The sequence below is a fragment of the Variovorax guangxiensis genome (assembly GCF_003952165.1).
Taxonomy (GTDB): Bacteria; Pseudomonadota; Gammaproteobacteria; order Burkholderiales; family Burkholderiaceae_C; genus Variovorax; species Variovorax guangxiensis.
In genome coordinates this window covers 123,306-149,892 of record NZ_RXFT01000005.1, presented here as the reverse complement: position 1 = coordinate 149,892, position 26,587 = coordinate 123,306, and the positions used below count along the sequence as shown (strand labels likewise).

Sequence of the window (26,587 nt, the reverse complement as noted above, 5' to 3'; positions counted from 1 at the left end):
TGGCCTCGTTCAGCCCAGGCGGCTGAAGACCGTGTCCGAGAGGTAGCCCTTGCGCGGGCCCCGCACCACGTGGCGGATCGTGAATGAGCCGTCGGACAGGAAGCGGTAGCTGCTGTCGTAGGTGTCGGGCGTGCACAGGTGCGTGGCCGAACCGGCGAGCGTGTCGCCGTCGCGCACGATGGCGATGGCGTGGAAGAGGCGCGGCGGCGTTTCGGCGAAGTGCACGACGAAGCCGTTCGGCGCACGCTCGAAGACGTATTCGCGGTGCCCGTCGAACTCCTTGCCGTCGGCCAGGCGGATGCGGCCTTCCTCGCGGTACTTCAGCATGTCGGCCGTTTGGAGCGGCGTGAAGGAGGCGACGCCGCTCATGGTGGCCTGGCCCTCGATGTTGCGCCGCAGGCTCCATTCGCCCGCGAGCCGGTCGAACACGGTCCCGGGGCTGCCCCAGGGGGACGAAATCGGTGAAAGGGCGGGGGCCGGGTCGCTCATGCGGGGACTCTACGACAGGCGATGATCTGCGTTCCTGGCGGTTGATTGTTTCCGTGGCGTGAACACCGCGGTTCCATTGTCTAAGGGTTTTTACTTAGATAACGGCGCACAATTCTTCCCATGGACCAGCCCTTCAGCTGATCCAGACCAAGAACCAGAACCGAACCAATTGAAGGACCCATCCAAATGACCAACTCGAAGCTCCTCTCCGCCGTTTCCCTCGCCCTGCTGGCCGCCGCCGGCGTTGCCCACGCCGAAACCTATGAAGGCGTGCACCAGCTGACCTCGGCCGCCAGCCGCGCCGACGTCGCCAGCCAGGCCGTGGTTGCCGCGCACAGCGCCAACCCGTACGCCACCGGTGCCAACGCCGGCCCGGCCCAGGCGATCGTCTCGACGGCCAGCCGTTCCGCCGTTCGCGCCGAAGCCGTGGCTGCCGCCCGCAGCGGTGACCCGTACGCCGAAGGCGCTTCGTCCGGCGTGGCCCCGATCGTGGCCAGCTCGGTGGACCGCGCCGCGGTTCGCGCCGCAGCCCGCGCTGCCGCTCACGGCGACGCACTGCCGCTGTAATCCGCTGCAGAGCTGAAGACAGACAGAAGGCCGGGCCATGCGGAATGCATGGCCCGGCCTTTTTTCGTCTGTGTTCAGGATCAGCGCGCGGGCAGCCGCCGCAGTGCGGCGGTGAGGATGGGCGCGCCGGTGTCGTCAGCCGCGTCGCGCAGTTCGACCGACCACTGCGGGGCGTCGAGCCCGGGGTCTGCGCGCAGTTCGCACTCGTAGAGCAGCCGGCCGTCACGTGTCTCCTCGCGCGAGGCGATGGCCTCGCAGCAGCATTCGCCGGCAGCATCGAGCGTGCGGTGCAGCATCAGTCGCATGGCGATGCGCTGCGGCGCCACCGTGCGCTCGCCTTCCTGCGCAGCGGGTACCGTTGCGCGCAGGCGCAGCTCCAGCGGCTCGCCGACGCGCAAGCCTTCCCCGCGCTCCAGCGACATGTTCTCCAGCGCCACCCGCACCCGGCGGCGCTCGCGCAGCCTCGCGGCGACGGCCGTCACGGCCAGCACAGAGAAGACGCCGAAGAACGGCAGCCCCACCAGCATCCAGAGCCAATGCCAGCCGCCTGCCAGCGACCAGCGCATCGCCTGCAGGCCGAACACCGCCATGAAGACCAGCACCGCCAGCGCGACCAGCCACGCGAGCCAGTCGGCGGCCGGCTTCGACGCGCGCTCCGTGGCCTGCGGCATGGCGGAGGTCCACGCGGTGGGCGACTGTGCGTCGAACGGCGGGGCTGGAAAGGAGGGCTGGGGCATGAAGAGCCGACGAGCATAGCCAGTCGCGCAGCGCAGGCCATCCGGCCGGGCTGCCTTCGCCTAAAGGCGCATTGCCTTGCCCTGAGGCATCCTTCATGATGGTGCGGTGCGAAAGGGTGGCCCAGGACATCATGCTTTCGCATTACTGCGCCATGGTGGTGCGCCCGGGTGAAAATACCAGCACGCTTCCGCCAGGAAAAAAGAAAGCATGACCCGTTGCCGCCGAGGCGGCAGCACAACACGCATGGCACTTACTCTCGACCCAGAAGACACGCGCGGACGCATCCACGACCTGGTGTGGAGCGGCTTCCATCCCGATGCCGATGTCGAGTGGATGATCACCGACGAGTACCTCGATCCCGACGAGATCACCTACGAGGACCGCGCCTGGGTCAAGGCCGAGGCCGCGAGCGCATGCGCCGCCAAGCGCGCCGCCGAGGCCGGCTGGCCCGAACAGACCGAATACGACCGGCTCGAAGCCGTGTTCGAGCAACTGCGCAGCGAGAAGATCATCGCGCTGCACCGCGCGGGCAACACGCTCGCCGACGGCCACGACGACGTGCGCGAGCAATGGCGTGCCGCGGGCCGCATGGAATCCGGCATCCGCGGCTGCTGCTTCTATCACGCACAGGATCTCGAACGCGCGGTGCGAACCGGCCGCCTCCACCTGGCCTTCAGCGGCGGGATGATTCCCGAGATCGAGCAGCGCGAAGCCAACACCATGGCCGTCGGCCGCCGCATCGTCGAGCTGCTGCGCGCGGCCGGTTTCGGCGTGCAGTGGAGCGGCAGCATCGAGGAGCGCATCGAAGCCGACCTCGGCCAGTGGCGCAAGCGAGGCCCCTCCGCGTGAGCGTGCAGGCCTGGCAGCCGCCGCGCCGCATCGACGCGATCGACTTCTGGCTGCGCTCGCGGCTGCTGGCCACGGCCCACGCGCTGCGCGAGACGCTGCGGCCATCGGCCCGCCGGTGGACCGCCGGCACAAGCCACGCACTGGCCGACGCGCCCGTGCTCGCCCAATACCGCACGCCCCTGTGGACCGACGGCCGCGCGGACGAATTCCCCCTCGTGGCCGGCAAGGTGCAGAACCTGCGCGTGGCGCGCGGCGCCTTCGATGCCGTCGAGGTCCCGGCCGGTGAGGTGCTGAGCTTCTGGCGCCAGCTGGGCAGGCCGGGCGCATGGCGCGGCTTCGTGCAGGGCCGCGAGCTGCGCGGCGGCTGCGTGGTGCCGACGCTGGCTGGCGGGCTGTGCCAGCTGTCGAATGCGCTTGCCACCGTGGCGTCGCGCGCGGGCTTCGAGCTGGTGGAGCGGCACGGGCACACGGCGCGCATCGAGCAGGCCGGCGAGCCGGGCTCGGATGCCGTCGACGCGACCGTGTTCTGGAACTACATCGATCTCAAGGTGCGCGCCAGGCATGCATGGCGGCTCGAAGTGGAGCTGACCGGGGCGGAACTGGTGCTGCGCATCCGCAGCCGTGGTGCATCTTCTGCGCCATTTGTGCCCGTCACCATGCGCCGCGCGAACGAAGAAACCGCAGCCGCATTGCCGGTGGCGCGCGGCTGCCTCAGCTGCGACCAGACCGCCTGCTTCCGCCATCGTCCGCAGGTCGATGTGGGGCCGCAGGGGCTCACCGTCGCGCTGCTCGACGCATGGACGCCGGAGTTCGCGCGCTACCTGCGCGAAGAGCATCCACGCGCGCAGCGCATGCAGCCGGTGCCGATGCGGCTCGCCTTCTGGCGCCGCAGCGCGACGGGCTGGCATCGCGAGCCGGCGGCCGCGGCTTCACAAGCACTGTGGGCCACGAGCCTGCGCCGTGCGCTGTGGCTGCGGCTGTGGGCGCGGCAGGCGGGGCGGCGGCAGGCCAGCCTGATCGACGGCCAGCGCTGGCTCGCGCAGGCCTTCGCGGCTCGGCTGAAGCCGGAGCACACGCAGCTGGTGGTCGAGCAGTCGCTGCTGCCGCACCTGCAGCGCCTCGGGGCGCTCGATGGCCGCAACGTCGTCGTGCTGGCCAGCGCGCTGCCGATGGCGGAGATCGAGCAGCGGCTGGACGAGGCCTCCCGCCGCTGGCCCGACGACGCCACCTTGCGCGACTTCCGTGCCGATCCTTCGCTGGTGCGTGCGGAGTCGATGGCGCTGGCCCGCGCTTCGGTCACCGTCACGCCGCATGCCGAAGTTGCACGGCAATTGGCGGCGCTGGCTCCGCTGGCGGTGCTGCGGAAGCTGGAATGGGCGCTGCCTCGGGCCAAGGCCGTTGCCCGCACGAATCCAGACCTTCCGCTCGTCGTCTTCGCCGCGAGCGCGCTGGCACGCAAGGGCGCGCGCGAACTCGCCGCGGCGCTGCAAGGCTGGCCGTGCCGCCTGCGTGTGCTGGGCTCGGCCTCGGACGATGCGCGGCTCTGGCAGGGCATCGGCCACGTCGAGCACATGAACTGGCAGGGCGACTGGCTGGCCGGCGCCGATGTGGTGGTGCTGCCCGCGCATGTGGAGCACGCACCGCGCGCGCTGCTGCGGGCCGTGGCGGCGGGCGTTCCGGTCGTCGCATCGACGGCCTGCGGCCTTGGCGCTCCGAGCGGCGTGCGCGAGATCGCGCCCGGCGACGTGGAGGCGCTTCGCACCGCGCTGCGTGCGGCCTGCGCTTCCTGAACGAAGAGGAACACAGGTGGCATCGACAGAGCAGGCTCGCGCGGCGCTGGCTCCGCACGGCGCGCTGGCGCCGCAGCTCGCCGCCGACCACTGGCACGGCGAGATCCCGCTGCCAGAAGCCATCGCGGCCTTCTACGAGCAGGTCGGCCCGCTGGGCAACTGGGTCAACGAGCGCGTGGGCCACGCGGGCCTCACCGTATCCACCGCGGGCAATCCGTTCAGCATTCCTCCGCTGGCGCGCCTGTGGTCGCAGCAGGCCGGCTACCGCTGGCATGGCATCACCGGCGAACGCCTCGCTTCATGGCCCGACCACTGGCTGGTGGTGGCCGACCAGGGCGCCGATCCCTTCATCTTCGACCTGCGCAGCGGCGCGATACAGTTCGCCCGGCATGGCGCGGGCGCGTGGGAAGACGACGGGCCGCTCTTCGCAGACATCTTCGAGATGGCCGCGTGCCTCGGCACCATCGGCCAGGTGTGGGACGAGGCGGGCGACGACATCTTCATGGACGACTTCTCGGTCAACCCGGTGCACCGCGCGCGCCTGATCGAGCGGCTCGCGCCGCTGGTCGGCGCAGGCCGGGCCGACGATCTCGCGGACCTCTTCGACTGGTAGAGAGCCGCGAGGACCGCGGCAAAAGAAAAACGGGAGCAGCATTTCAGACATGACCATCGATCTCCAGACGCTCAAGTGCGGCGAGTGCGGCAGCAGCGTGCTCAAGCGCACGGGCCTCAACGAATACACCTGCGAGCACTGCGGCTCCGTCACGCTGGTGGAAGACAACGTCTCCGACCGGCTGGAGCGCGTGCTCAACCAGGTGAAGAACGAGGCCGGCCGCCGGCTCGCGGCCGAGGAGGCGCGCAGGCAGGCGCTCATGATGCGCAAGGTCGGCATCGGTGTGGGCATTGCGGTGGGCGCGGTGCTGCTCTTCAGCCTGGTGGGCGTGTTCCTCGGCAGCCGCAATGCCGACACGCGCGCTGCATCGGGCTCGCAGCGTGTGGTGGCTGCGGTCGACCGCACCATTCCCGTCGACGGACTCAAGCTCGACGAGCCGCGCCAGGTGCTCGTGGGCAGCGGCAGCTCTGCCAGCCCCAAGCTGCTGGTGGTGGCGCGCAACGAAACCGGCAAGCCGCTGTCGCGCGCGGGCATCCGCGCCGCGTACTTCGACGGCGAGAGCAAGCTCGACGAGCGCAGCGAGATGCTGCCCGTGGCCGTGCTGGAACCCGGCGAGAGCGCCCCCGCGCTGATCGACATGCCCAGCGGCAAGAACGTGACGCGCCAGGAGCTGCGCGTGCAGAAGCTGGCCGAGCCCTACAGCGCGGTGAAGGGGCCGCGCATGGCGTTCTCGCGCGTGCGGCTGGTGCAGCAGGGCGACCGCGTCCGGCTGGTGGGCCGCATCGTCAACGACCGCAAGGACGCCACCGTGCTCGGCGGCTTCGAGGTGCTGGCCACGCTGTACGACGACGCGGGGCAGGTGATCGGCTTCGGCCACGGCTATGGGCAGGCCAACGAGATCCAGCCCGGCGCACGCACCTCGGTGGACGTGAGCATCGCGCGCTTCGGCCGCGCGGCGGCCATCGCGGCGTGGGACTACCGCATCGGCTACAGCACCGTCGAGGCCTCGGGCGGGCGCACGCCGGTGCTCAACGCCGATCGTGTGATCCGCACCGCGGGCGGCCCGGAAAGCTTCAACCCCGAGTTGCGCCTGGGCACCGACGACCTGCTGGCCGAGGACAGCGAGCGCTTCGACGACAAGCTGCTCGAGTTGCTGCCGCTGGTGGACGGGCGCAACAACATCCAGCAGCGGCTCTTCCTGGGCGAACTGGTCAACCGCAGCACCGATGCCGTGGTGCTCGCGCCGGGCGGCGTGATCTCGCGCTTCAGCGGCAGCAAGGCGCACGGCACGACCACGATCTCGGGGCTGGCCTACCTGTATCCCGGCGAGCGCTTTCCCATCTACCTGGAGCCGCAGGACATGGAGCGCATCACCGACACACGCATCGAATGGAAGCCGATGCGCCGCGCGGCGCTGCCCGGCCCGCGCAAGCCGCTGGAGGTGAAGGTGACGGGCACCAAGGCCGAAATCGGCAGCGTGCTGCTCAACTTCAGCCAGCGCTTTTCGTACAAGTACGTGGTGGTCAGCGGCAGCGTGAAGAACCCTGGCACGGGCATCGTCGGCAAGGTGCGGCTGTGGGTGAGCCTGCGCGACCGCAACGGGCAGCTCACGGGCTTCAAGCTGGTGGACAACCTGCCGGCCATCGCGCCGGGCGAGAGCGTGCCCTTCCAGGCGAGCGTGGAGCAGAACGGCCGCGACTTCGCGAGCGTGACCACGCTATACCAAACCGAATAGCCCCTGGGGCGACGGAATTGGGCGGTTCGCGCCATGATCGCGCCCATGATTCCGTTCTCCATCCTCGACCTTTCCCCGATCACCGAGGGCAGCGACGCCGCGCAGTCGTTCCGCAACTCGCTCTCGCTGGCGCAGCATGGCGAGAAACTGGGCTACACGCGCTACTGGCTGGCCGAGCACCACGGCATGCCGGGCATCGCGAGCGCGGCCACCGCCGTGCTGCTGGCCTATGTGGGGGCGGGCACTTCCACCATCCGCATCGGCGCCGGCGGCGTGATGCTGCCGAACCATTCGCCGCTGGTGATCGCCGAGCAGTTCGGCACGCTGGAGTCGCTCTACCCGGGGCGTGTCGACCTCGGCCTGGGGCGCGCGCCCGGTTCCGACCAGCGCACCGCGCGGGCCCTGCGGCGCAACCTGGAGTCGGACGCCGACCAGTTCCCGCAGGACGTGATCGAGCTGATGGACTTCATGTCGAAGAATCCGCAGCAGCCGGTGCGCGCCGTGCCCGGCGCGGGGCTGGAGGTGCCGGTGTGGATCCTGGGCTCCAGCACCTTCGGCGCGCAGCTCGCAGCCCATCTGGGGCTGCCCTACGCGTTTGCCTCGCACTTCGCGCCGCAGCAGATCATGCAGGCCATCCAGATCTATCGCGAGACCTTCAGGCCCTCGGCGCAGCTGCAGAAGCCGTACGTGATGCTGGGCTTCAACGTGTTCGCGGCCGACACCGACGAAGAGGCCGAGTTCCGCGCCACCTCGTGGCAGCAGGCCTTCGTGAACCTGCGCAGCGGCCGCCCGGGGCGCCTGCCGCCGCCGGTGGAGGGCTACCGCCAGAAGGTCGGGCCGGCGGAGAACGCGCTGCTCGACTCGGTGCTGTCGTGCTCGGCAGTGGGTTCGGTCGAGACGGTGAAGAAGGGCGTGGAAGCCTTCGTCGCGCGCACCGGCGCGGACGAGCTCATGATCACCTCTCAGGTGTTCGACCACGTCGCCCGGCTGCGCTCCTACGAACTGCTCGCCGAGGCTTTCGGCCAGCAGAAGAAGTAGTCCTAGCCTGGCTCACACCGCCCGCTTGCGGGCTTCCTCGTCGACGAGGTCCTTCTTCGAGAGCTTGCCCACCGGCGTCTTGGGCAGCTCGGCACGGATCTCCAGCGCGCCGATCATCTCGTGCTTGCCGAGGCGGTCCTTCAGGAAGGCTTTCAGTGCGTCGAGCGTCAGCTCGGGCGCGCCTTCCTTGAGCTTCACGAAGGCCTTGGGCGACTGGCCGCGGTACTCGTCGGGGATGCCGATCACGCAGACCTCGGCCACCGAGGGATGCTCGTACACCGCCTCCTCCAGCACGCGCGGATAGACGTTGTAGCCGCCGCACAGCAGCATGTCCTTGGTGCGGTCGACGATGTAGAGGTAGCCGTCGGAATCCATCTTCGCGACGTCGCCGCTGCGGAAGTAGCCGTCGGCCGTCATCGAATCGGCCGTGGCCTTGGGGTTGTTCCAGTAGCCCTTCATCACGTTCGGGCCCTTGATGCAGAGCTCGCCCGCTTCGCCGAAGGCGGTGATGTCCTTCGCCGGATCGTCCAGGCTCACCAGCTTGATGCGCACCCGCGGCAGCGGCATGCCGCACGAGCCCGCCTTGCGCAGGCCGCGCGCGGGCGTGAAGGTGCCTACGGGCGAGGTCTCGGTCATGCCCCAGCCTTCGTTGAGATGGCAGCCTGTGAGTTCGAAGAAGCGCTGCTCCACTTCCACCGGCAGCGGCGCGCCGCCCGAGCCGCAGAACTTGAGCGAGCGCAGGTCCATTTCCTTCGCCTTGGGGTGCGAGAGGATGGCGGTGTACATCGTCGGCACGCCGGGGAACACGCTGATGCGGCTGGCGGCGAGCTCGTTCATCACCGCGTCGACGTCGAAGCGCGTGTGCAGCACCAGCGCCGCGCCGAGGCGCACGCCGAGCAGCATCGCGGCGCTGAGCGCGAAGATGTGGAAGAGCGGCAGCACCACCAGGAAGCGCTCGGTGCCTTCCTCCAGGATCGGCGGCTCGCCCCGGGTCGACTCGTAGTACTGCGCCGAGGCGGAAGTGAGGTTGGCGTGCGTGAGCATCGCGCCCTTGGGCAGGCCGGTGGTGCCACCGGTGTATTGCAGCACCACGATCTCTTCGGCGAGGTCGCCCAGTGGATAGGTCTTGTGCGTGCCTTCGCTCTTCAGAAGGTCGGTGAAGGGCACGTGCCGGTCGTCCACGGGCACGGGGGCGATCTGGCCGGCCCCCTGCAGCTGGGCCTGCACCTTGTCGCCCATGGCGCCGTAGTCGCCGATGCTGCCGATCACCAGCGTCTTCAGGCGCGAGCTGTCGAGCAGGCGCGCCATCTGCGGGTACAGGTTGACGAGGTCGAGCGTGACGAGGATGTCGGTGCGGCTGTCCTCGATCTTGTGGGCAAGCACGCGCTCGGCGTCCAGCGGCGAGTAATTGACCACTGTGCCGCCGGCCTTGAGCACCGCGAAGAAGGCGATCGGGTAGTGCGGCGTGTTCGGCAGGTAGAGGCCGACGTGCACGCCGGGCTTCACGCCCAGGTCCTGCAGGCCCTTGGCGGCGCGTTCGACGGCGGCGCCAAGCTCGCGATAAGTGATGGCCTGGCCCATGAATTCGACAGCAGACCGCTCGGGCCAGCGCTCCACGGCTTCGTCGAGCATCTGCTGCACCGGCTTCACGGGCAGTTCGGCGTCCCAGCGCATGCCTTCGGGGTAGGCGCGTGTCCAGGGGAGGGTATCGCCGGCATTGGCGGCGGTGGAAGGTGTGGCCATGCGTCTTGTCTCCGCTTGCGGTTGTCTCGTGAATGGCGTGGCGGGTCTTGCTGCCGCCTTCGTCCGGAATCACTTTAGCGCCGGCCCTCCCGTCGATGGCCTTCGGGCTGACAAACCGGCGACACGGGTTTTCCCGATTTCCCACACGCCGGAAGCCCCTTGCGCGGGGCTGGGACAATAGGGGGCTTATGGCAAAGCATCGGATCGTTGTGGGACTGAGCGGCGGAGTGGACTCCGCGGTGACGGCGCACCTGCTCAAGCAGCAGGGGCACGAGGTGGTCGGCATCTTCATGAAGAACTGGGAAGACGACGACGACAGCGAGTACTGCTCGTCGAACATCGACTTCGTGGACGCCGCCAGCGTGGCCGACGTGCTGGGCATCGAGATCGAGCACGTCAACTTCGCGGCCGACTACAAGGACCGCGTGTTCGCCGAGTTCCTGCGCGAGTACAAGGCCGGCCGCACGCCCAACCCCGACGTGCTGTGCAACGCCGAGATCAAGTTCAAGGCCTTCCTCGACCACGCCATGCGCCTGGGCGCCGAGAAGATCGCCACCGGCCACTACGCCCGCGTGCGGCTGAACGAGGCCACCGGCAGGCACGAGCTGCTCAAGGGGCTCGATCCGGCGAAGGACCAGAGCTACTTCCTCCACCGCCTGAACCAGGCGCAGCTGTCGAAGACGATGTTCCCGGTCGGCGAGCTGCACAAGACCGAGGTGCGCCGCATCGCCGAGGAAATCGGCCTGCCCAACGCGAAGAAGAAGGACTCGACCGGCATCTGCTTCATCGGCGAGCGGCCGTTCCGCGAATTCCTGAACCGCTACATCTCCAAGGAACCGGGTCCCATCAAGGACGACCGCGGCCGCAAGCTGGGCGAGCACCAGGGGCTGAGCTTCTACACGCTGGGGCAGCGGCAGGGGCTGGGCATCGGCGGCGTGAAGGAAAAGGGCGCGCAGCGCGGCTCGGGCGACCATTCGCCATGGTTCGTGGCGCGCAAGGACGTCGAGAAGAACACGCTGTGGGTGGTGCAGGGGCACGACCATCCCTGGCTGCTGTCGTCGGAGCTGAAGGCGGACGACGCGAGCTGGATTTCCGGCGAGGCGCCGGTGCCGGGTGCTTACGGTTCCAAGGCGCGCTATCGGCAGGCCGATGCGGCTTGCGAGATGGAGGCGGTGGAGGGCGGCGTGAATCCGGCCGCCTTCGGACTGCGCTTCGGCGACGCGCAGTGGGCGGTGACGCCGGGGCAGTCGGCCGTGCTCTATGACGGTGAACGCTGCCTTGGCGGCGGCGTCATCGTCTGACGAAGCTTTTCAACTCAGGGCACTGATCGCACCGATTCGTCGACGTGGACCACGTCGAGCGGGTATCGCTTGCCGGCCAGATGGTCTTCCACGCACTGCAGCAGCAGCGGGCTGCGGTGCCGCGCGACGCTCGCGCGGATCTCGTCGGCCGTCATCCAGACGGTGCGAACGATGCCTTTGTCGAGCGGGCGGCCTTCCTCGAACCCGCCAAGCGTGCCCATGAAAGCAAAGCGCATATAGGTGATGTCTTCGCCGCCCTCCGCGAGCGGACGGGAACGTGCCATGTAGATGCCGATGAGCGCAGTTGGCATGAAATGATGGGCAGTTTCTTCCAGGGTCTCGCGGGCGCAGCCTTCGGCGGGTGATTCGCCGGGGTCGAGATGGCCTGCCGGCGTGTTGAGGCGCAGGCCGTCGGGAGTCTGCTCCTCGACCAGCAGGAAGCGCCCGTCGCGCTCGATCACCGCGGCGACGGTGACATTGGGCTTCCAGCGTGGAGTTGGCATCGTTTGGCCTTTTATTTCAATACATAGCCGCTGAAACGCCAGACGCGGTCCTGGTCCAGGTGGAAACTGACGAGTTCCCGGACGGTCCCGTCAGGTTTGCCCGTGAAGCGGGTTTCATATTCGATGCTGATGTACTGGCCAGCAATGCCGGCATCAGCGTCGGCGACGACCTGTCGGTTGACCGCGACCCAGGTGCGCATCTGGGGCACGCCGATGGGCGCCCGGCTTCGGCTGACCTGGCTGGTGAAGTCGGCGCGCGTCACGCGATTGCGGGTCGCCGGCGTGGCGCCGTCCCAGAGTTCGGCGGCGCGGCCCTGGTCGATCATCTGGATCGCCATCAGGCCGCCGCGCACCATGTCGCTTGCTTCGACCTCTTCCGCGGTGGCGGGCCCCAGCCAGCTCCAGAGCAATGCGGTGGCGAGCAGCAGCCGGATCATCGGATTCATTCGTCTCGTTCCTTGGTGCGGCGCGCGCAGGGCGCAGGCCGTTGGAGAGACTACTGTAGCTCGCCCGGAATTCCGGGCTCAGCGCGCGCCGACCACTCCAGGCAGCGCGTCGGCCTCGATGGTTTCGAGCCGGTAGCCCAGCCCGTAGATGGCCAGCAGCAGGAAGCCGTTGGCCGGGCGCAGGTCGAGCTTGGTCCGCAGGCGGGAGATGTGGGTGTCGAGCGAGCGCGACAACGCCTCGATGCCCAGACCCCAGACGGCCTCGTGCAGATGCTCGCGCGAAAGCAGGCGGCCGAGGTTCTGGAACAGGAAGAGTGCGAGCTCGTATTCCCGATTCTTCAGTTCGACCTGTACGCCACGCACCTTGAGCACGCGCGAAGGTGGATAGAAGTGGTAGGGGCCGAAGATCAGCTCGTTTTCGTGCTGGGCCGGGTAGGAGCGGCGCAGCAGCGCATTGACGCGGGCTTCGAGCTCGCCGGCGCGGGCGGGCTTGGCCATGAAGTCGTCGGCGCCGGCATTGAGGCCCTCGACCATGTCGGCCTCGCCGGGCTTGTCGGAGACGAAAAGAATGGGAAGGCGGCTGTTGAGATCCCGGCGGATGGTCGCCACCACCTCCGAGCCCTTCATGTCGGGAAGATTCCAGCCGAGTATCAGCAGGTCGAAGGTCTGGCGGCGCATGGCCTGCAGCAGCGCCCTGCCTTCCGTATACGGGTGGCACTCGTGTTCGAGTGCAGTCATGGTTCGATTGATCTGCTTGATCTGATCAACACCGTCGTCGAGTACCGCGATTCGCATTCGAGCCCCTTTTTCCTCCCTTCGTCAGCTTCCGTGAACTGGCGATTGATGAGGGGAAGTGTATCTATCTGCGACTAAGGTAAAGTTTTTGGAATTGCAACTAATGCACGCAATTCGCCGATTTCTGAGGGCTTGTTAACGAAGTTGAATGCAGTTGGATACAAATGGGGATTTCGGTCGGCGAACCTCTTTCGGTTGCCGTCAATGCCGTCGCCGGAGCAGACCGCCTGGAATGTAGATCAAAGGCATTCATTTCCTTGCTGGCCGTCTCTATCGAATACCCGAATTCGCTATCAATTGAATAGCTGAAGTTATAGTATCCATAAGCTCCTCAACGCTTTGGGATGAAAACGACAGAGCGCTCCGGCGACAGTGATCGGCTGTAATCTTGCTGTAAGCTGCCGGCACATTCCCCCTGTGCCCCTTGCTCTGAGGAGATCTCTATGCTGATAGGCGTGCCCGCCGAGATACTGGCAGGCGAAACCCGCGTGGCTGTTACACCTGAGACGGTGAAGAAACTGGTGGCCTCCGGGCATACCGTAAGGGTGCAGTCGGGAGCGGGCGTGGCCGCCAGCGCCACCGATGCGGCCTACCAGGCCGCAGGCGCGGAGATCACCGACCAGGCAGGCGCCTTCTCCGCCGACATGGTCCTGAAGGTGCGCACGCCCACCGAGGCCGAGACCGCGCTGCTGAAGCCCGGCGCCGTCGTGATCGGCATGCTCAACCCCTTCGACGCGGCCGGCCTGCAGCGCCTGGCCGCCGCCGGCGTCACCGGCTTCGCGCTCGAGGCCGCCCCCCGCACCACCCGTGCCCAGAGCATGGACGTGCTCTCCTCGCAGGCCAACATCGCCGGCTACAAGGCCGTGATGATCGCGGCCGACAAGTACCAGCGCTTCTTCCCCATGCTCATGACGGCAGCCGGCACGGTGAAGGCCGCGCGCGTCGTCATCCTCGGCGTGGGCGTGGCGGGCCTGCAGGCCATCGCCACCGCCAAGCGCCTGGGCGCCGTCATCGAGGCGTCCGACGTGCGCCCCAGCGTCAAGGAGCAGATCGAGTCGCTGGGCGGCAAGTTCATCGACGTGCCCTACGAGACCCAGGAAGAGAAAGACGCGGCCGAAGGCGTCGGCGGCTACGCGCGGCCGATGCCCGCGAGCTGGCTCAGCCGACAGCAGGCCGAGGTCGCCAAGCGCGTGGCGCTGGCCGACGTGGTCATCAGCACCGCGCTCATTCCGGGGCGCGCCGCGCCGACCCTCATCACCGAGGACATGGTCAAGTCCATGAAGCCGGGCTCCGTCATCGTCGACATCGCGGCCGGTAAAGGCCCGGATGGGGTGGGCGGCAACTGCCCGCTGTCGGAGGCCGACAAGACCGTCGTGAAGCACGGCGTGACCATCGTCGGGGAAACGAACCTAGCCGCGCTGGTGGCGGCCGACGCCTCGGCGCTGTATGCGCGCAACGTGCTCGACTTCCTCAAGCTCATCGTCACCAAGGAGGGCGCGCTGAAGATCGACCTCGAGGACGACATCGTCGCCGCCTGCCGCGTGACCCACGACGGCCAGGTCACGAAGAAGTAACGCAACAAGCAACGCCCGTCGAGGAGAAGAACATGGACATCGTCTCTCACACAGTCATCAACCTGATCATCTTCGTGCTGGCCATCTACGTGGGCTACCACGTCGTGTGGACCGTCACGCCCGCGCTGCATACGCCGCTGATGGCGGTGACCAACGCCATCTCGGCCATCGTGATCGTGGGCGCCATGCTGGCGGCCGCGCTCACCGACACGCCCCTGGGCAAGACCATGGGCGTGCTGGCCGTGGCCCTGGCCGCGGTGAACGTCTTCGGCGGCTTCCTCGTCACGAGGCGCATGCTGGAAATGTTCAAGAAGAAGGACAAGAAGGCCGCACCGAAGGCTGAAGAGGGAGCTGCCAAGTGAGCATGAACCTCGTCACGCTGCTGTACCTCGTCGCCAGCATCTGCTTCATCCAGGCCCTGAAGGGCCTGAGCCATCCCACCACCTCCATCCGCGGCAACATCTTCGGCATGACCGGCATGGCCATCGCCGTGCTGACCACCGGGGCGCTGATCTACAAGCTCGCCAGCGGCAACCTCGCCGGCCTGGGCTACGTGCTGGTCGCGCTGGTCGTCGGCGGCGGCCTGGGCGCCTACATGGCCAACAAGGTCGAGATGACCAAGATGCCCGAACTGGTCGCTTTCATGCACAGCATGATCGGCCTGGCGGCGGTGTTCATCGCGGTGGCCGCCGTGGCCGAGCCGCATGCCTTCGGCATCGCGCTCAAGGGCGACCCGATCCCGAGCGGCAACCGGCTGGAGCTCTTCCTGGGAGCGGCCATCGGTGCCATCACCTTCAGCGGCTCGGTCATCGCCTTCGGCAAGCTTTCGGGCAAGTACAAGTTCCGCCTGTTCCAGGGCGCGCCCGTGCAGTTCTCGGGCCAGCACATGCTCAATCTCGTGCTGGGCCTGGCGACCATCGGCCTGGGGCTGGTGTTCGTCTTCACCGAAAGCTGGCCGGCCTTCTTCGCGATGCTGGCGCTGGCCTTCGTGATGGGCGTGCTCATCATCATCCCCATCGGCGGCGCCGACATGCCGGTGGTGGTGTCGATGCTCAACAGCTACTCCGGCTGGGCGGCCGCGGGCATAGGCTTCAGCCTGAACAACGCGATGCTGATCGTGGCCGGTTCGCTGGTGGGCTCCTCGGGCGCGATCCTGAGCTACATCATGTGCAAGGCCATGAACCGCTCGTTCTTCAACGTGATCCTGGGCGGCTTCGGCGGCGACGCGGCCGCGGCCACGGGCGGCGCGAAGGAGCAGCGTCCGGTGAAGAGCGGCAGCGCCGACGACGCGGCCTTCGTGCTCGGCAACGCCGAGACGGTGGTGATCGTGCCCGGCTACGGCCTCGCCGTGGCCCGCGCCCAGCACGCGGTGAAGGAGCTCGCGCAGAAGCTCGTGGAGAAGGGCATCACCGTGAAGTACGCCATCCACCCCGTGGCAGGCCGCATGCCCGGCCACATGAACGTGCTGCTGGCCGAGGCCGAGGTGCCCTACGACCAGGTGTTCGAGATGGAGGACATCAACGGCGAGTTCGGCCAGGCCGACGTGGCGATCATCCTGGGCGCCAACGACGTGGTGAACCCGGCCGCGCACACCAAGGGCAGCCCGATCTACGGCATGCCGATCCTGGAGGCCTACAAGGCCAAGACCGTCATCGTCAACAAGCGCTCCATGGCCGCGGGTTATGCCGGCCTGGACAACGAGCTCTTCTACATGGACAAGACGATGATGGTCTTTGGCGATGCTAAAAAAGTAGTGGAAGATATGGGCAAGGCCATCGAATAGGCCGAAGGTCCCCGTCCGCGCAGCGGACGAGTTCTTCGCGGCGCCATCAAGTGCGCCGTTTTCGTTTTCAACAGTCCGACTCCCGGAGGAGACAAATCCAATGACCGATCGTCCCTGGCTCAGCAGCTATCCGCAGGGCGTGCCCGCCGATATCGATGCTTCGCAGTACCCCTCGCTGGTCGCGCTCATGGAGGAGAGCTTCAGGAAGTACGCCGACCGCACGGCCTACAGCTTCATGGGCAAGGACATCAGCTATGGCGAGACCGACAGGCAGAGCAAGTCGTTCGCGGGCTACCTGCAGAGCCTGGGCCTCGCCAAGGGCGACCGCGTGGCGGTGATGATGCCCAACTGCCCGCAGTACCCCATTGCGGTCGCGGGCATCCTGCGCGCCGGCCTCATCCTGGTCAACGTCAATCCGCTGTACACGCCGCGCGAGCTGGAGCACCAGCTCAAGGATTCGGGCGCGAAGGCCATCGTCATCATGGAGAACTTCGGCACCACGCTGCAGCAATGCATCGCGAGCACGCCGGTCAAGCACATCGTGCTGGCTTCCATGGGCGACCGCCTCGGCTTCCTCAAGGGCGCGCTCGTCAACTACGTGGTGCGCAACGTCAAGAAGATGGTGCCCACCTTCAGCCTGCCGGGCGCGGTGCGCTTCAACGACGCGCTCGACAAGGGCGCGAGCGCTTCGCTCAAGCCCGTGGCCATCGGACCCGACGACGTGGCGGTGCTGCAGTACACCGGCGGCACCACCGGCGTGTCGAAGGGCGCGGTGCTCCTGCACCGCAACGTGATCGCCAACGTGCTGCAGTCCGAGGCGTGGAACGAGCCGGTCATGAACAAGGTGCCGGCCAACGAGCAGCCCACGGGCGTGTGCGCGCTGCCGCTGTATCACATCTTCGCGTTCACGGTCGGCATGATGCTGAGCATGCGCACGGGCGGCAAGCTGATCCTGATCCCGAATCCGCGCGACATTCCCGGCGTGCTGAAGGAGCTGTCGAAGCACACGATCCACAGCTTCCCGGCCGTCAACACGCTCTTCAACGGGCTGGCGAACCACCCCGACTTCAACACCGTCAACTGGAAGAACCTGAAGGTGTCGGTGGGCGGCGGCATGGCGGTGCAGGCCGCGGTGGCGAAGCTCTGGCTCGAGAAGACGGGCTGCCCGATCTGCGAGGGCTACGGCCTTTCCGAGACCTCGCCCTCGGCCACCTGCAACCCGACCAACAGCACGGCCTACACCGGCACCATCGGCCTGCCGCTGCCGAGCACCTGGCTCAGGCTGCTCGACGACGACGGCAACGAGGTGCCCGTCGGCGAGCGCGGCGAGATCGCCATCAAGGGCCCGCAGGTGATGGCCGGCTATTGGCAGCGCCCCGACGAGACCGCGAAGGTCATGACGGCCGACGGCTACTTCAAGAGCGGCGACATCGGCGTGGTCGACGAGCGCGGCTACTTCAAGGTGGTCGACCGCAAGAAGGACATGATCCTGGTGTCGGGTTTCAACGTGTACCCGAACGAGGTCGAGGATGTGGTCGCACTCATTCCGGGCGTGCTCGAGTGCGCCGCGGTCGGCGTGCCCGACGACAAGACGGGCGAGGCCGTGAAGCTCGTGATCGTCAAGAAAGACCCTTCGCTCACGGAGGCGCAGGTGCGCGAATACTGCAGAGCAAACCTTACGGGTTACAAGCAGCCGCGCATCGTAGAGTTTCGTACCGACATGCCGAAGACGCCGGTCGGCAAGATCCTTCGCCGCGAGCTGCGCGACACCAAGAAGTAAGTGCGCGAGCACGCGCTGGAGTAAGGGTTCGGCCCGGGTGGGGCCGAGGCATCGATCTTGCATATTCGCGGGTCGATGCTCAGGTTTGTCTTTACCCGTTTGAGTCTGTTGGTGCCGACCTTCTTCGGCATGACACTGCTCGCCTTCTTTCTCATCCGGCTCGTGCCGGGCGACCCCATTGAAACCATGGCCGGCGAGCGCGGGATCGACCCCGCGCGCCATGCCGAACTGCGCACCGCCTACGGCTTCGACAAGCCGGTGATCGTGCAGTACGGCATCTACATCGCCCGCGTGCTGCACGGCGATCTCGGCAAGTCGCTCATCACACAGGACACCGTGATGAGCGAGTTCCTCTCGCTCTTCCCGGCCACGGTCGAGCTCGCGGTGTGCGCCATTCTTTTCGCGCTGCTGCTCGGGCTGCCGGCGGGCATCCTCGCGGCGGTGCGGCGCAACTCCATCTTCGACCACGGCGTGATGGCCACCTCGCTCACCGGCTACTCGATGCCGATCTTCTGGTGGGGGCTGCTGCTGATCCTGTTCTTCTCGGTGCAGCTCGGGTGGACGCCCGTATCGGGCCGCATCGCGGTGCAGTACTACGTCGAGCCCGAGACCGGCTTCCTGCTCGTCGACGCGCTGCGCGCCGGCGAGACCGACGCCTTCTGGTCGGCGCTGCACCACCTCGTGCTGCCGGCCGTGGTGCTCGGCACTGTGCCGCTCGCGGTCATCGCGCGCATGACGCGCTCGGCCATGCTCGAGGTACTGGGCGAGGACTACATCCGCACCGCGCGCGCCAAGGGGCTTTCGCGCTTTCGCGTGGTGGGGCTGCATGCGCTGCGCAACGCGCTCATTCCGGTGGTGACGGTCATCGGGCTGCAGGTGGGCGTGCTGTTCACGGGCGCGATCCTCACCGAGACCATCTTCTCCTGGCCCGGCGTCGGCAAGTGGCTCATCGAGGCCATCGGCCGGCGTGACTACCCGGTGCTGCAGGGCGGCATGCTGCTGCTCGGCGGCATCGTGATGCTGGTCAACCTTCTCGTAGACGTGGCGTACGGCGTCATCAACCCACGCATCAGGCGCTGAGCTTCCCCATGGCGACAACCACGCAGATCACCGTTTCCGACGGTGCGGGCAAGAGCACCGCACCCCCCGGCCCCTGGCGCGAATTCTGGACGGCCTTCTCGGCCAACCGCGGCGCGGTCATCGGGCTCGCCACCATCGTCGTGCTGCTGCTGGTCGCGCTGTTCGCGCCGTGGATCGCGCCGCACGCACCGAACGAGACCAACAGCGCCGTCTTCCTGCAGCCACCGGCGTGGCAGAAGGGCGGCTCCATGAGCTACCTGCTGGGCACCGACGCCATCGGCCGCGACATTCTTTCGCGGCTCATGTACGGCGCGCGGCTGTCGCTTTCGATCGGCGTCGCGGTGGTGGCGCTGTCGGTGGTCGCGGGCGTGGTGCTCGGGCTCATCGCGGGCTTCTTCCGCGGCGTGCTCGAGATCGCGATCATGCGGCTGATGGACATCGTGCTCACGCTGCCCAGCCTGCTGCTGGCCATCGTGATCGTCGCGATCCTCGGGCCGGGGCTCGTCAATGCGATGCTCGCGGTGGCCATCGTGGTGCTGCCGCACTACGTGCGCATCACGCGTGCCGCCGTCATCGCCGAGGTCTCGCGCGACTACGTGACCGCCGCGCGCGTGAGCGGCGCCGGCACGCTGCGGCTGATGTTCCGCGAGGTGCTGCCCAACTGCGCCGCGCCGCTGATCGTGCAGGCTTCGCTCGGCATTTCCACTGCCATCCTCGACGCGGCGGCGCTCGGCTTCCTGGGCCTCGGGGCGCAGCCGCCGTCGCCCGAGTGGGGAACCATGCTGGCCGACGCGCGCGAGTTCGTGCTGCGTGCGTGGTGGGTCGTCACCTTCCCGGGAATGGCGATCCTGGCGGCCGTGCTCGCATTCAATCTCCTGGGCGACGGGCTGCGCGATGCGCTCGACCCCAAGCTGAAACGCTAGCATGAAGCACACCCCCAGGCTTGCCCACTTCGTGTGGCCTCCTACCCCCTTGCAGGGGGCAACACCAGCGGCCCGGCAAAGCCGGTTCCGCGGTGTTCCTGGAACAGGCCGTTCGGGCCGGAGTCACTGATATGCCTTTGCTTGAAATAGAGGACCTGCACGTCGAGTTTCCGACTCAAGGCGGCGTGCTGCATGCGGTAGACGGCGTGAGCCTCAGCCTCGAAGAGGGCGAGGTGCTCGGCATCGTCGGCGAATCGGGCTCCGGCAAGAGCGTCACCATGATGGCGCTGATGGGCCTCGTCGGCTTTCCAGGCCGGGTGCGTGCGGAGCACATGCGCTTCGCGGGCAAGGACCTGCTCGGCATTTCCGACAAGGCGCGCCGTGCGCTGGTCGGCAAGGAAGTCGCGATGATCTTCCAGGAGCCGACCACCAGCCTCAACCCTTGCTTCACCATCGGCTTCCAGCTGATGGAAACGCTGCGGCTGCACCTGAAGCTCGACAAGCGCGAAGCGAAGAAGCGCGCGACCGAGCTGCTGGAGCAGGTGGGCATTCCGGCCGCGTCCTCGCGCCTGGGGAGCTTTCCGCACCAGCTCTCGGGCGGCATGAACCAGCGCGTGATGATCGCGATGGCCATCGCCTGCAATCCGCGCCTGCTGATCGCCGACGAGCCGACCACCGCGCTCGACGTGACCATCCAGGCGCAGATCCTCGACCTGCTGCGCGACCTGCAGAAGGAGCGCGGCATGGCGCTGGTGCTCATCACGCACAACATGGGCGTGGTCAGCGAGATGGCGCAGCGCATCGCCGTGATGTACGCGGGCCAGGTGATGGAGCACCAGCGCGTCGACCGCCTCTTCGCACAGCCGCAGCACCCCTACACCGAGGCGCTGCTCGCGGCACTGCCCGAACGCGCCGCGCCCGAGGGGCGCCTCGCCACCATCAGCGGCGTGGTGCCCGGCGTGCACGACCGGCCCGCCGGCTGCCTGTTCGCGCCGCGCTGCGGCTACGTCACCGAGCGCGCCTGCCAGGTGCGGCCGGCGCTGCGCGAGTCGCACGGCGCCGAGGTGCGCTGCCACTTTCCGCTCGGCGATCCGGGGCGCGGAGAGGCCATCGCGAGCGATCCGCCGAAGCAGCGGGTCGTGGAGGTCGAGGCATGAGCGAGGCATCGACTGAAGTGGTGGTCGAGGCCAAGAACCTCCAGCGCACCTACGACATCCGCCGCGGGCTGTTCCGCGCGCCTTCGCACTTGCGCGCCGTGGGCGACATCTCCTTCCGGATCGAGCGCGGCCGCACGCTGGCCGTGGTCGGCGAATCGGGCTGCGGCAAGTCGACGCTGGCGCGCATGGTCGCGCTGATCGAGAAGCCGACGGCGGGCCAGCTCACGCTGGTCGGCGCCGACGCGGTGAGCCCGCCGCCCGAGCGCAGGCGCGAGCTGCGCCAGGCCGTGCAGCTGGTGTTCCAGAACCCCTACGGCTCGCTCAATCCGCGCAAGAAGATCGCGACGGTGCTCGAAGACCCGCTGGCCATCAACACCACCCTCGGCAAGCAGGAGCGCGCTGCAAAAGCGCGCGACATGCTCGCGCGCGTGGGCCTGCGGCCCGAGTACGCCAACCGCTATCCGCACATGTTCTCGGGCGGCCAGCGCCAGCGCATTGCGATCGCGCGTGCGCTGATGCTGAGCCCGCGCCTGCTGGTGGCCGACGAGCCGGTGTCGGCGCTCGACGTGTCGATCCAGGCGCAGGTGCTGAACCTTCTGGCCGACCTGCAGGCCGAGCTGGGCCTGGCGTATCTCTTCATCTCGCACGACCTCGGCGTGGTGCGGCACATCGCGCACGAAGTGCTGGTGATGTACCTCGGCCATGCGGTGGAGCAGGGGCCGAAGTCGCGCATCTTCTCGCGGCCGCTGCATCCGTACACGCAGGCGCTGCTGGCTTCCACGCCGGGGCTCAGCAGCCAGCGCATCGTGCTCAAGGGCGAGCTGCCGTCGCCGCTGAATCCGCCTTCTGGCTGCGTGTTCAGCACGCGCTGCCCGCATGTGGAGCAGCGCTGCCGCGAAGAGCGGCCGCTGCTGCGCATGCTCGACGAGCGGCAGGTGGCCTGTCACTTCTCCGAGAAGTTCCTGGAAGGCGCGCCGCTCGTGCGCGCCGATGTTCCCTCCGCCGCCTCCATCGCGATGGCGACGAATCCCTAGCGTTCCTTCGGTTCCTGTTTCCGTTCCCGTTCTCGCCGTTCTTTCAACCGTGTATCAAGGAGTCCAAATGAAGACCCAGCCCACCGTTTCGCGCCGCTCACGAAGCCTGGCGCTCCTGGCACCTGCAGCGCTCGCAGCCCTTACCCTGGCCTGCGGCGCGGTGTCCGCCAAGACGCTGGTGTATTGCTCGGAAGGCAGCCCGGAGAATTTCTATCCGGGCATGAACACCACCGGCACCTCTTTCGACGTGACCACGCAGGTCTACAACACGATCGTCGAGTTCGAGCGCGGCGGCACCAAGGTCGTGCCCGGCCTTGCCGAGAAATGGGAGATCTCCCCCGACGGTACCGTCTACACCTTCCACCTGCGCAAGGGCGTGAAGTGGCACACCACGAGCAAGAGCTTCAAGCCCACGCGCGACTTCAACGCCGACGACTTCATCTTCATGATCGAGCGCCAGTGGAAGGAGAGCGACCCCTTCTTCAAGGTCACGAGCCAGAACCACTCCTACTTCAACGACATGGGCATGCCCAAGCTGCTGAAGTCTGTGGACCGCATCGACGACTACACCGTGAAGATCACGCTCAACCAGGCCGAGGCACCGTTCCTCGCGAACCTGGCGATGCAGTACGCGGGCATCCAGTCGAAGGAATACGCCATCGCGATGCTCAAGGCCGGCACGCCCGAGAAGGTCGACCAGGACCCGATCGGCACCGGCCCCTTCTACCTCGTGCAGTACCAGAAGGACGCGATCATCCGCTTCAAGGCCTTCCCGCAATACTGGGGCGGCAAGGCCAAGATCGACGACCTCGTGTTCGCGATCACGCCTGACGCGTCGGTGCGCTGGGCCAAGCTGCAGAAGGGCGAGTGCCACGTCATGCCCTACCCGAACCCGGCCGACCTCGACGCGATCCGCAAGGACCCGAACGTGCAGCTGCTGGAGCAGCCGGGCCTGAACGTGGGATACCTCTCGTACAACACGACGAAGAAGCCTTTCGACGACGTGCGCGTGCGCAAGGCCATCAACATGGCGATCAACAAGAAGGCCATCATCGACGGCGTGTATCTGTCGACCGGCGTGGCCGCGAAGAACCCGATCCCGCCGACCATGTGGTCCTACAACGACGCGGTGAAGGACGATCCGTACGACCCCGAAGCCGCGAAGAAGCTGCTGGCGCAGGCCGGCTTCCCCGACGGCTTCTCCACCGACCTGTGGGCCATGCCGGTGCAGCGCCCGTACAACCCGAACGCCAAGCGCATCGCCGAGCTGATGCAGGCCGACCTCGCCAAGATCAACGTCAAGGCCGAGATCAAGAGCTTCGAGTGGGGCGAGTACCGCAAGCGCCTGCAGGCCGGCGAGCACCAGATGGGCATGCTGGGCTGGACCGGCGACAACGGTGACCCGGACAACTTCCTCTACACGCTGCTGGGCTGCGCCTCGGCGAAGTCGGCCAGCGGCAGCAACATCTCGAAGTTCTGCTACCAGCCGTACGAAGACCTGGTGGTGAAGGCCAAGAGCGCGACCAAGCAGGCCGACCGCGACGCGCTCTACAAGAAGGCGCAGCTGATCTTCAAGGAGCAGGCGCCGTGGTTCACCATCGCGCACGCGGTGCAGCTGAAGCCGGTGCGCAAGGAAGTCGTCGACTTCAAGCTGAGCCCGTTCGGCCGCCACACCTTCTACGGTGTGGACATCAAGTGAACGAGTAAACCCCCAGGCTCCGCGCACTTCGTGTCGCTTCGCCAACCCCCTTGCAGGGGGCAACACCTGCGGCCCGGCAAAGCCGGTTCCGCGGTGTTCCTGGAAAGAGAAATACAGTGAGTTCCCTGTCGCGTCCGCCTGTTGCCATCGTCGCTGCGATGCACGAGGAACTGGGCGCGCTCCTCGCGCTGATGCCCGACGAGCAGCGCGTGCGCGTCGCGGGCCGCGACTTCTGGGTGGGCCATCTGCATGGCCGGCCGGTGGTCGCGGTGCTGTCGCGCATCGGCAAGGTCGCGGCGGCGATCACGGCCACGGTGCTGCTGGAGCGCTTCGGCGTGCGGGCCATAGTGTTCACTGGCGTCGCGGGCGGGCTGGCGCCGGGCGTGAACGTCGGCGACGTGGTGGTCGCGACGCAGTTGCTGCAGCACGACCTCGATGCCTCGCCGATCTTTCCAAAATACGAAGTGCCGCTGATGGGGCTGTCGCGCTTCGCGGCCGATGCAGCCATCGGCGATGCGCTGGCTGCGGTTGCGCGGGAGACGCTGCGCGACCCAGTGGCGCTGGTGGGGCAGGAGGCCGTCGCCGAATTCGGCCTTCATTCGCCGAAGGTGCATCGCGGCCTGCTGGTGAGCGGCGACAGGTTCGTCTCGACCACCGCCGAGAGCGAGGCGCTGCAGCGCGCCTTGCCCGACGCACTCGCGGTCGAGATGGAAGGCGCCCCGGTGGCGCAGGTGTGTCACGACTACGGCGTGCCTTTTGCGGCGATGCGCACGATTTCCGACCGGGCCGACGATGCCGCGCACGGCGACTTCTCGCGCTTCGTCGCCGCGGTGGCGAGCCGCTACAGCCTCGCGCTGGTCGATGCGTGGCTGGCTTCGCTGCCGGCCGAGATCAGCTGAATTCAGCCGAGCGAGGGCGTGCGGCGGCGCGGGATGTCGCGCAGCAGCGGCGGGATCGACAGCGCCAGCAGCAGCGCCGCCAGCGGCACCACGCAGACGAAGCCCACGTACTTGAAGCCCAGCGCGCCCGCCGCGCCGCCGAGCACGAACATGCCGACCAGCCCGCCGGCGCGGCGCATGCGGCTGCGGTCGTGGCGTACGGGCAGGGCGTGCGCCGGCGCCGATTTCGAGCGGCGGTTCCAGTAGAGCATCTTGCCGATTTCGATGCCCATGTCGGTGATGTTGCCGGTCATGTGGGTGGTGCGGATGCTGCCGCCCGAGGTCTTGGAGGCCACCGCGTTCTGCAGGCCCATGATGAAGGACAGCAGCAGCACGGTGAGCGGTACCGCGAACGGCGTGGCCCAGGTCAGCGTGATGGCGCCCATGAGCCCGAAGGGAAACATCAGCGCCGCCTCCAGCATCAGCGGCAGTGCGTACACGCCGTGCATGCGGTGCTGGCGGGCCCAGTTGACGAGCACCGCGCACACGGCTGCGCCGGTCAGGAAGGCCAGGATCGCGCCCAGTGCGTTCAAGAGCAGCTTGACGTTGCCCAGCACCATGCCGTCGGCCAGCTGCGAGGCGAAGCCGGTCATGTGCGAGGTGTACATGTGCAGCACGAGAAAGCCGCCCGCGTTGATGGCACCGGCATTGAAGGCCAGCAGGAGGCCCAGCGCGGTGTTGGTCGACGGCGCGCGGTGGCGGTTGGTGAGAAAGCGAAGTCTGCGCAAGATGGCTCTCCGGTCGGCGCTTGGGGCCGGAGCCACTCTAGCACCGGGGCCGCCCCGGAAGGCTCTGCTACTTGAGCCAGCCGCGCCGGCGGAAGTACCACATCGGCACCAGCGCGCTGGCCGCCATGAGCACGATGGCGTAGGGGTAGCCCATGGCCCAGTCGAGCTCGGGCATGAACTTGAAGTTCATGCCGTAGATGCTGGCGATCAGCGTCGGCGGCAGCAGCGCCACGCTGGCCACCGAGAAGATCTTGATGGTCTTGTTCTGGTTGATGTTGATGAAACCGACGGTCGCATCCATCAGGAAGTTGATCTTGTCGAAGAGGAAGGCCGTGTGGTTGTCCAGCGACTCGATGTCGCGCAGGATCTGGCGGGCCTCCTCGAACTGCTCGGCGTTGAGCATCTTGCTGCGCATCATGAAGCTGACGGCGCGGCGTGTGTCCATCACGTTGCGGCGGATGCGCCCGTTCAGGTCTTCCTGCCGCGCGATGGCGCCGAGCACCTCGCCGGCCAGCTCGTCGCTGACGTTGCCCGACAGCACCTTCTTGCTCGCGGCCTCGAGCTCGTCGTAGATGTTCTCCAGCGAGTCGGCCGAGTATTCGGCGTCGGCGTCGAAGAGCTTGAGCATCACTTCCTTGGCGTCCTCGATCAGCCCCGGCGCGCGCCGCGCGCGCATGCGCAGCAGGCGGAACACGGGCACGTCCTCGTCGTGGATCGAGAACAGCACGCCGCGGCTGCGCAGGTCGGTGTTGTGCTGGTTGAGGATGAAGGCGACGCGCACGGCGCGCGGAGCTTCGTCGTCGTCGATCAGGAAGTCGGAGCGGATGTGCAGCTCGCCGTTGTCTTCCTCGTAGAAGCGCGCCGATTCCTCGATGTCCTCGTCCATCGCGTCTTCGGGGATGGACAGGCCGTAGTACTGCTTGATCCAGCGCTTCTCTTCGAGCGTGGGCGACTCGAGGTCGACCCAGATCGGCTGGAATCTGGAGAGCTCTTCGAGGGCCTCGATTTCTTCCTGGACTAGGCGGCCGTTGGCGAGCGTGAAGATGTTGAGCATGGGGCTCACTCCCGGGAATGACTGACTGGACGGTGGGCGAGGGGAGGGGCGCTTTCAATTCCCCGGCCCGACATGCGCAGGAAGCGCGAAAAAAGCGTCAGCGAAAGGGAGTTGAAAGCTGCCGAGACGGGGCGGTTTCCATTGGAAAAATCTCCGGTTGCAGCGTGGCGCGATTATGTCACCGGCCACATGTCGGCGAGGTGGCCGGACTGGACGGGCATACAGTAAAG

Annotated in this window: 25 protein-coding genes; 17 read left to right on the top strand and 8 right to left on the bottom strand. The window is 67.4% G+C overall.

Annotation, left to right across the window (positions count from 1 at the left end; genetic code table 11):
- Nucleotides 1–9: 9 nt before the first annotated feature.
- Nucleotides 10–489 (bottom strand): DUF6314 family protein, encoded by a 480-nt coding sequence (locus EJP67_RS13740; protein WP_126022273.1) that lies wholly within the window; start codon nt 487–489, stop codon nt 10–12.
- A gap of 186 nt (nt 490–675) precedes the next feature.
- On the opposite strand from EJP67_RS13740, the gene EJP67_RS13735 reads away from it, so the two are divergent.
- Entirely contained in the window at nt 676–1,056 is a 381-nt protein-coding gene (locus tag EJP67_RS13735) for a helicase SNF2 (RefSeq protein ID WP_126022272.1), read from the top strand.
- 80 nt (nt 1,057–1,136) lie between these two features.
- On the opposite strand, the gene EJP67_RS13730 is transcribed toward EJP67_RS13735, so the two are convergent.
- On the bottom strand, nt 1,137–1,793 hold the full coding sequence (locus EJP67_RS13730) for a hypothetical protein (protein WP_240650649.1): 657 nt from the start codon (nt 1,791–1,793) through the stop codon (nt 1,137–1,139).
- A gap of 244 nt (nt 1,794–2,037) precedes the next feature.
- Between EJP67_RS13730 and EJP67_RS13725 the strand changes: the two genes are divergently transcribed.
- From EJP67_RS13725 to EJP67_RS13705, 5 genes are read left to right on the top strand one after another with little or no spacing between them, the layout of a single operon-like run.
- A complete protein-coding gene (locus EJP67_RS13725; RefSeq protein WP_126022271.1) occupies nt 2,038–2,643 on the top strand; it encodes a DUF6891 domain-containing protein in 606 nt (201 codons plus the stop codon).
- On the top strand, nt 2,640–4,433 hold the full coding sequence (locus EJP67_RS13720; RefSeq protein WP_240650648.1) for a VanW family protein: 1,794 nt from the start codon (nt 2,640–2,642) through the stop codon (nt 4,431–4,433). Before EJP67_RS13725 ends, EJP67_RS13720 begins: the two co-directional genes overlap by 4 nt.
- A 16-nt stretch (nt 4,434–4,449) precedes the next feature.
- Nucleotides 4,450–5,046: a hypothetical protein gene (locus EJP67_RS13715; RefSeq protein ID WP_126022269.1), complete on the top strand. Its 597-nt coding sequence runs from the start codon at nt 4,450–4,452 to the stop codon at nt 5,044–5,046.
- Between the two features lie 49 nt (nt 5,047–5,095).
- Nucleotides 5,096–6,781 carry an FxLYD domain-containing protein gene (locus EJP67_RS13710; protein WP_126022268.1) on the top strand — a complete coding sequence of 562 codons (1,686 nt, stop codon included), beginning with the start codon at nt 5,096–5,098 and terminating at the stop codon, nt 6,779–6,781.
- Nucleotides 6,782–6,826: 45 nt separating this feature from the next.
- Nucleotides 6,827–7,819: an LLM class flavin-dependent oxidoreductase gene (locus EJP67_RS13705; RefSeq protein WP_126022267.1), complete on the top strand. Its 993-nt coding sequence runs from the start codon at nt 6,827–6,829 to the stop codon at nt 7,817–7,819.
- A gap of 12 nt (nt 7,820–7,831) precedes the next feature.
- On the opposite strand, the gene EJP67_RS13700 is transcribed toward EJP67_RS13705, so the two are convergent.
- Complete coding sequence (locus tag EJP67_RS13700; RefSeq protein WP_126022266.1) at nt 7,832–9,562, bottom strand: long-chain-fatty-acid--CoA ligase; 1,731 nt, start codon at nt 9,560–9,562, stop codon at nt 7,832–7,834.
- Between the two features lie 188 nt (nt 9,563–9,750).
- On the opposite strand from EJP67_RS13700, the gene mnmA reads away from it, so the two are divergent.
- The gene (gene mnmA / locus EJP67_RS13695) at nt 9,751–10,863 is read left to right on the top strand and encodes a tRNA 2-thiouridine(34) synthase MnmA (RefSeq protein WP_126022265.1); all 1,113 of its coding nucleotides are present in this window, start codon (nt 9,751–9,753) and stop codon (nt 10,861–10,863) included.
- 14 nt (nt 10,864–10,877) lie between these two features.
- On the opposite strand, the gene EJP67_RS13690 is transcribed toward mnmA, so the two are convergent.
- The 3 genes from EJP67_RS13690 to EJP67_RS13680 all read right to left on the bottom strand — a co-directional run bounded on the left by EJP67_RS13690 (nt 10,878) and on the right by EJP67_RS13680 (nt 12,607).
- The gene (locus EJP67_RS13690; protein WP_126022264.1) at nt 10,878–11,366 is read right to left on the bottom strand and encodes an NUDIX hydrolase; all 489 of its coding nucleotides are present in this window, start codon (nt 11,364–11,366) and stop codon (nt 10,878–10,880) included.
- An 11-nt stretch (nt 11,367–11,377) separates the two neighbouring features.
- On the bottom strand, nt 11,378–11,812 hold the full coding sequence (locus EJP67_RS13685; RefSeq protein ID WP_126022263.1) for a DUF4019 domain-containing protein: 435 nt from the start codon (nt 11,810–11,812) through the stop codon (nt 11,378–11,380).
- 78 nt (nt 11,813–11,890) lie between these two features.
- The gene (locus tag EJP67_RS13680) at nt 11,891–12,607 is read right to left on the bottom strand and encodes a response regulator transcription factor (RefSeq protein WP_126022262.1); all 717 of its coding nucleotides are present in this window, start codon (nt 12,605–12,607) and stop codon (nt 11,891–11,893) included.
- 443 nt (nt 12,608–13,050) lie between these two features.
- On the opposite strand from EJP67_RS13680, the gene EJP67_RS13675 reads away from it, so the two are divergent.
- The 10 genes from EJP67_RS13675 (at nt 13,051) to EJP67_RS13625 (ending at nt 24,536) form a co-directional block, all read left to right on the top strand.
- Entirely contained in the window at nt 13,051–14,181 is a 1,131-nt protein-coding gene (locus EJP67_RS13675) for a Re/Si-specific NAD(P)(+) transhydrogenase subunit alpha (protein ID WP_126022261.1), read from the top strand.
- Nucleotides 14,182–14,213: 32 nt separating this feature from the next.
- Nucleotides 14,214–14,543, top strand: a complete 330-nt coding sequence (locus EJP67_RS13670) for an NAD(P) transhydrogenase subunit alpha part 2 (protein ID WP_126022260.1) — start codon at nt 14,214–14,216, stop codon at nt 14,541–14,543.
- Nucleotides 14,540–15,964 (top strand): NAD(P)(+) transhydrogenase (Re/Si-specific) subunit beta, encoded by a 1,425-nt coding sequence (locus tag EJP67_RS13665; protein WP_126022259.1) that lies wholly within the window; start codon nt 14,540–14,542, stop codon nt 15,962–15,964. The genes EJP67_RS13670 and EJP67_RS13665 overlap by 4 nt, the downstream gene beginning before the upstream one ends.
- Before the next feature lie 100 nt (nt 15,965–16,064).
- Complete coding sequence (locus tag EJP67_RS13660) at nt 16,065–17,744, top strand: long-chain-fatty-acid--CoA ligase (protein WP_126022258.1); 1,680 nt, start codon at nt 16,065–16,067, stop codon at nt 17,742–17,744.
- 75 nt (nt 17,745–17,819) lie between these two features.
- Entirely contained in the window at nt 17,820–18,824 is a 1,005-nt protein-coding gene (locus EJP67_RS13655; RefSeq protein WP_126022257.1) for an ABC transporter permease subunit, read from the top strand.
- 8 nt (nt 18,825–18,832) lie between these two features.
- On the top strand, nt 18,833–19,747 hold the full coding sequence (locus EJP67_RS13650; RefSeq protein WP_126022256.1) for an ABC transporter permease subunit: 915 nt from the start codon (nt 18,833–18,835) through the stop codon (nt 19,745–19,747).
- Between the two features lie 131 nt (nt 19,748–19,878).
- Entirely contained in the window at nt 19,879–20,904 is a 1,026-nt protein-coding gene (locus EJP67_RS13640; protein ID WP_126022255.1) for an ABC transporter ATP-binding protein, read from the top strand.
- Entirely contained in the window at nt 20,901–21,938 is a 1,038-nt protein-coding gene (locus EJP67_RS13635) for a dipeptide ABC transporter ATP-binding protein (protein ID WP_126022254.1), read from the top strand. The genes EJP67_RS13640 and EJP67_RS13635 overlap by 4 nt, the downstream gene beginning before the upstream one ends.
- 67 nt (nt 21,939–22,005) lie before the next feature.
- Nucleotides 22,006–23,637, top strand: a complete 1,632-nt coding sequence (locus EJP67_RS13630) for an ABC transporter substrate-binding protein (protein WP_126022253.1) — start codon at nt 22,006–22,008, stop codon at nt 23,635–23,637.
- Nucleotides 23,638–23,795: 158 nt separating this feature from the next.
- The gene (locus tag EJP67_RS13625; protein WP_240650669.1) at nt 23,796–24,536 is read left to right on the top strand and encodes a 5'-methylthioadenosine/adenosylhomocysteine nucleosidase; all 741 of its coding nucleotides are present in this window, start codon (nt 23,796–23,798) and stop codon (nt 24,534–24,536) included.
- 2 nt (nt 24,537–24,538) lie between these two features.
- On the opposite strand, the gene EJP67_RS13620 is transcribed toward EJP67_RS13625, so the two are convergent.
- Nucleotides 24,539–25,303, bottom strand: coding sequence for a YoaK family protein (locus EJP67_RS13620; RefSeq protein ID WP_126022251.1), 765 nt, complete (start codon nt 25,301–25,303; stop codon nt 24,539–24,541).
- A 67-nt stretch (nt 25,304–25,370) separates the two neighbouring features.
- Nucleotides 25,371–26,357: a magnesium/cobalt transporter CorA gene (corA, locus tag EJP67_RS13615; RefSeq protein WP_057593823.1), complete on the bottom strand. Its 987-nt coding sequence runs from the start codon at nt 26,355–26,357 to the stop codon at nt 25,371–25,373.
- Nucleotides 26,358–26,587 lie beyond the last annotated feature (230 nt).

Excerpts from the sequence above, each read along its gene's own strand:
- EJP67_RS13730 (WP_240650649.1), bottom strand. The coding sequence starts at position 1,793 with ATGCCCCAGCCCTCCTTTCCAGCCCCGCCGTTCGACGCACAGTCGCCC.
- EJP67_RS13735 (WP_126022272.1), top strand. The coding sequence starts at position 676 with ATGACCAACTCGAAGCTCCTCTCCGCCGTTTCCCTCGCCCTGCTGGCC.
- mnmA (WP_126022265.1), top strand. The coding sequence starts at position 9,751 with ATGGCAAAGCATCGGATCGTTGTGGGACTGAGCGGCGGAGTGGACTCC.
- EJP67_RS13685 (WP_126022263.1), bottom strand. The coding sequence starts at position 11,812 with ATGAATCCGATGATCCGGCTGCTGCTCGCCACCGCATTGCTCTGGAGC.
- EJP67_RS13630 (WP_126022253.1), top strand. The coding sequence starts at position 22,006 with ATGAAGACCCAGCCCACCGTTTCGCGCCGCTCACGAAGCCTGGCGCTC.
- EJP67_RS13725 (WP_126022271.1), top strand. The coding sequence starts at position 2,038 with ATGGCACTTACTCTCGACCCAGAAGACACGCGCGGACGCATCCACGAC.
- EJP67_RS13690 (WP_126022264.1), bottom strand. The coding sequence starts at position 11,366 with ATGCCAACTCCACGCTGGAAGCCCAATGTCACCGTCGCCGCGGTGATC.
- corA (WP_057593823.1), bottom strand. The coding sequence starts at position 26,357 with ATGCTCAACATCTTCACGCTCGCCAACGGCCGCCTAGTCCAGGAAGAA.
- EJP67_RS13675 (WP_126022261.1), top strand. The coding sequence starts at position 13,051 with ATGCTGATAGGCGTGCCCGCCGAGATACTGGCAGGCGAAACCCGCGTG.
- EJP67_RS13680 (WP_126022262.1), bottom strand. The coding sequence starts at position 12,607 with ATGCGAATCGCGGTACTCGACGACGGTGTTGATCAGATCAAGCAGATC.
- EJP67_RS13640 (WP_126022255.1), top strand. The coding sequence starts at position 19,879 with ATGCCTTTGCTTGAAATAGAGGACCTGCACGTCGAGTTTCCGACTCAA.
- EJP67_RS13655 (WP_126022257.1), top strand. The coding sequence starts at position 17,820 with ATGCTCAGGTTTGTCTTTACCCGTTTGAGTCTGTTGGTGCCGACCTTC.
- EJP67_RS13710 (WP_126022268.1), top strand. The coding sequence starts at position 5,096 with ATGACCATCGATCTCCAGACGCTCAAGTGCGGCGAGTGCGGCAGCAGC.
- EJP67_RS13660 (WP_126022258.1), top strand. The coding sequence starts at position 16,065 with ATGACCGATCGTCCCTGGCTCAGCAGCTATCCGCAGGGCGTGCCCGCC.
- EJP67_RS13625 (WP_240650669.1), top strand. The coding sequence starts at position 23,796 with ATGCACGAGGAACTGGGCGCGCTCCTCGCGCTGATGCCCGACGAGCAG.
- EJP67_RS13740 (WP_126022273.1), bottom strand. The coding sequence starts at position 489 with ATGAGCGACCCGGCCCCCGCCCTTTCACCGATTTCGTCCCCCTGGGGC.
- EJP67_RS13635 (WP_126022254.1), top strand. The coding sequence starts at position 20,901 with ATGAGCGAGGCATCGACTGAAGTGGTGGTCGAGGCCAAGAACCTCCAG.
- EJP67_RS13705 (WP_126022267.1), top strand. The coding sequence starts at position 6,827 with ATGATTCCGTTCTCCATCCTCGACCTTTCCCCGATCACCGAGGGCAGC.
- EJP67_RS13670 (WP_126022260.1), top strand. The coding sequence starts at position 14,214 with ATGGACATCGTCTCTCACACAGTCATCAACCTGATCATCTTCGTGCTG.
- EJP67_RS13650 (WP_126022256.1), top strand. The coding sequence starts at position 18,833 with ATGGCGACAACCACGCAGATCACCGTTTCCGACGGTGCGGGCAAGAGC.
- EJP67_RS13700 (WP_126022266.1), bottom strand. The coding sequence starts at position 9,562 with ATGGCCACACCTTCCACCGCCGCCAATGCCGGCGATACCCTCCCCTGG.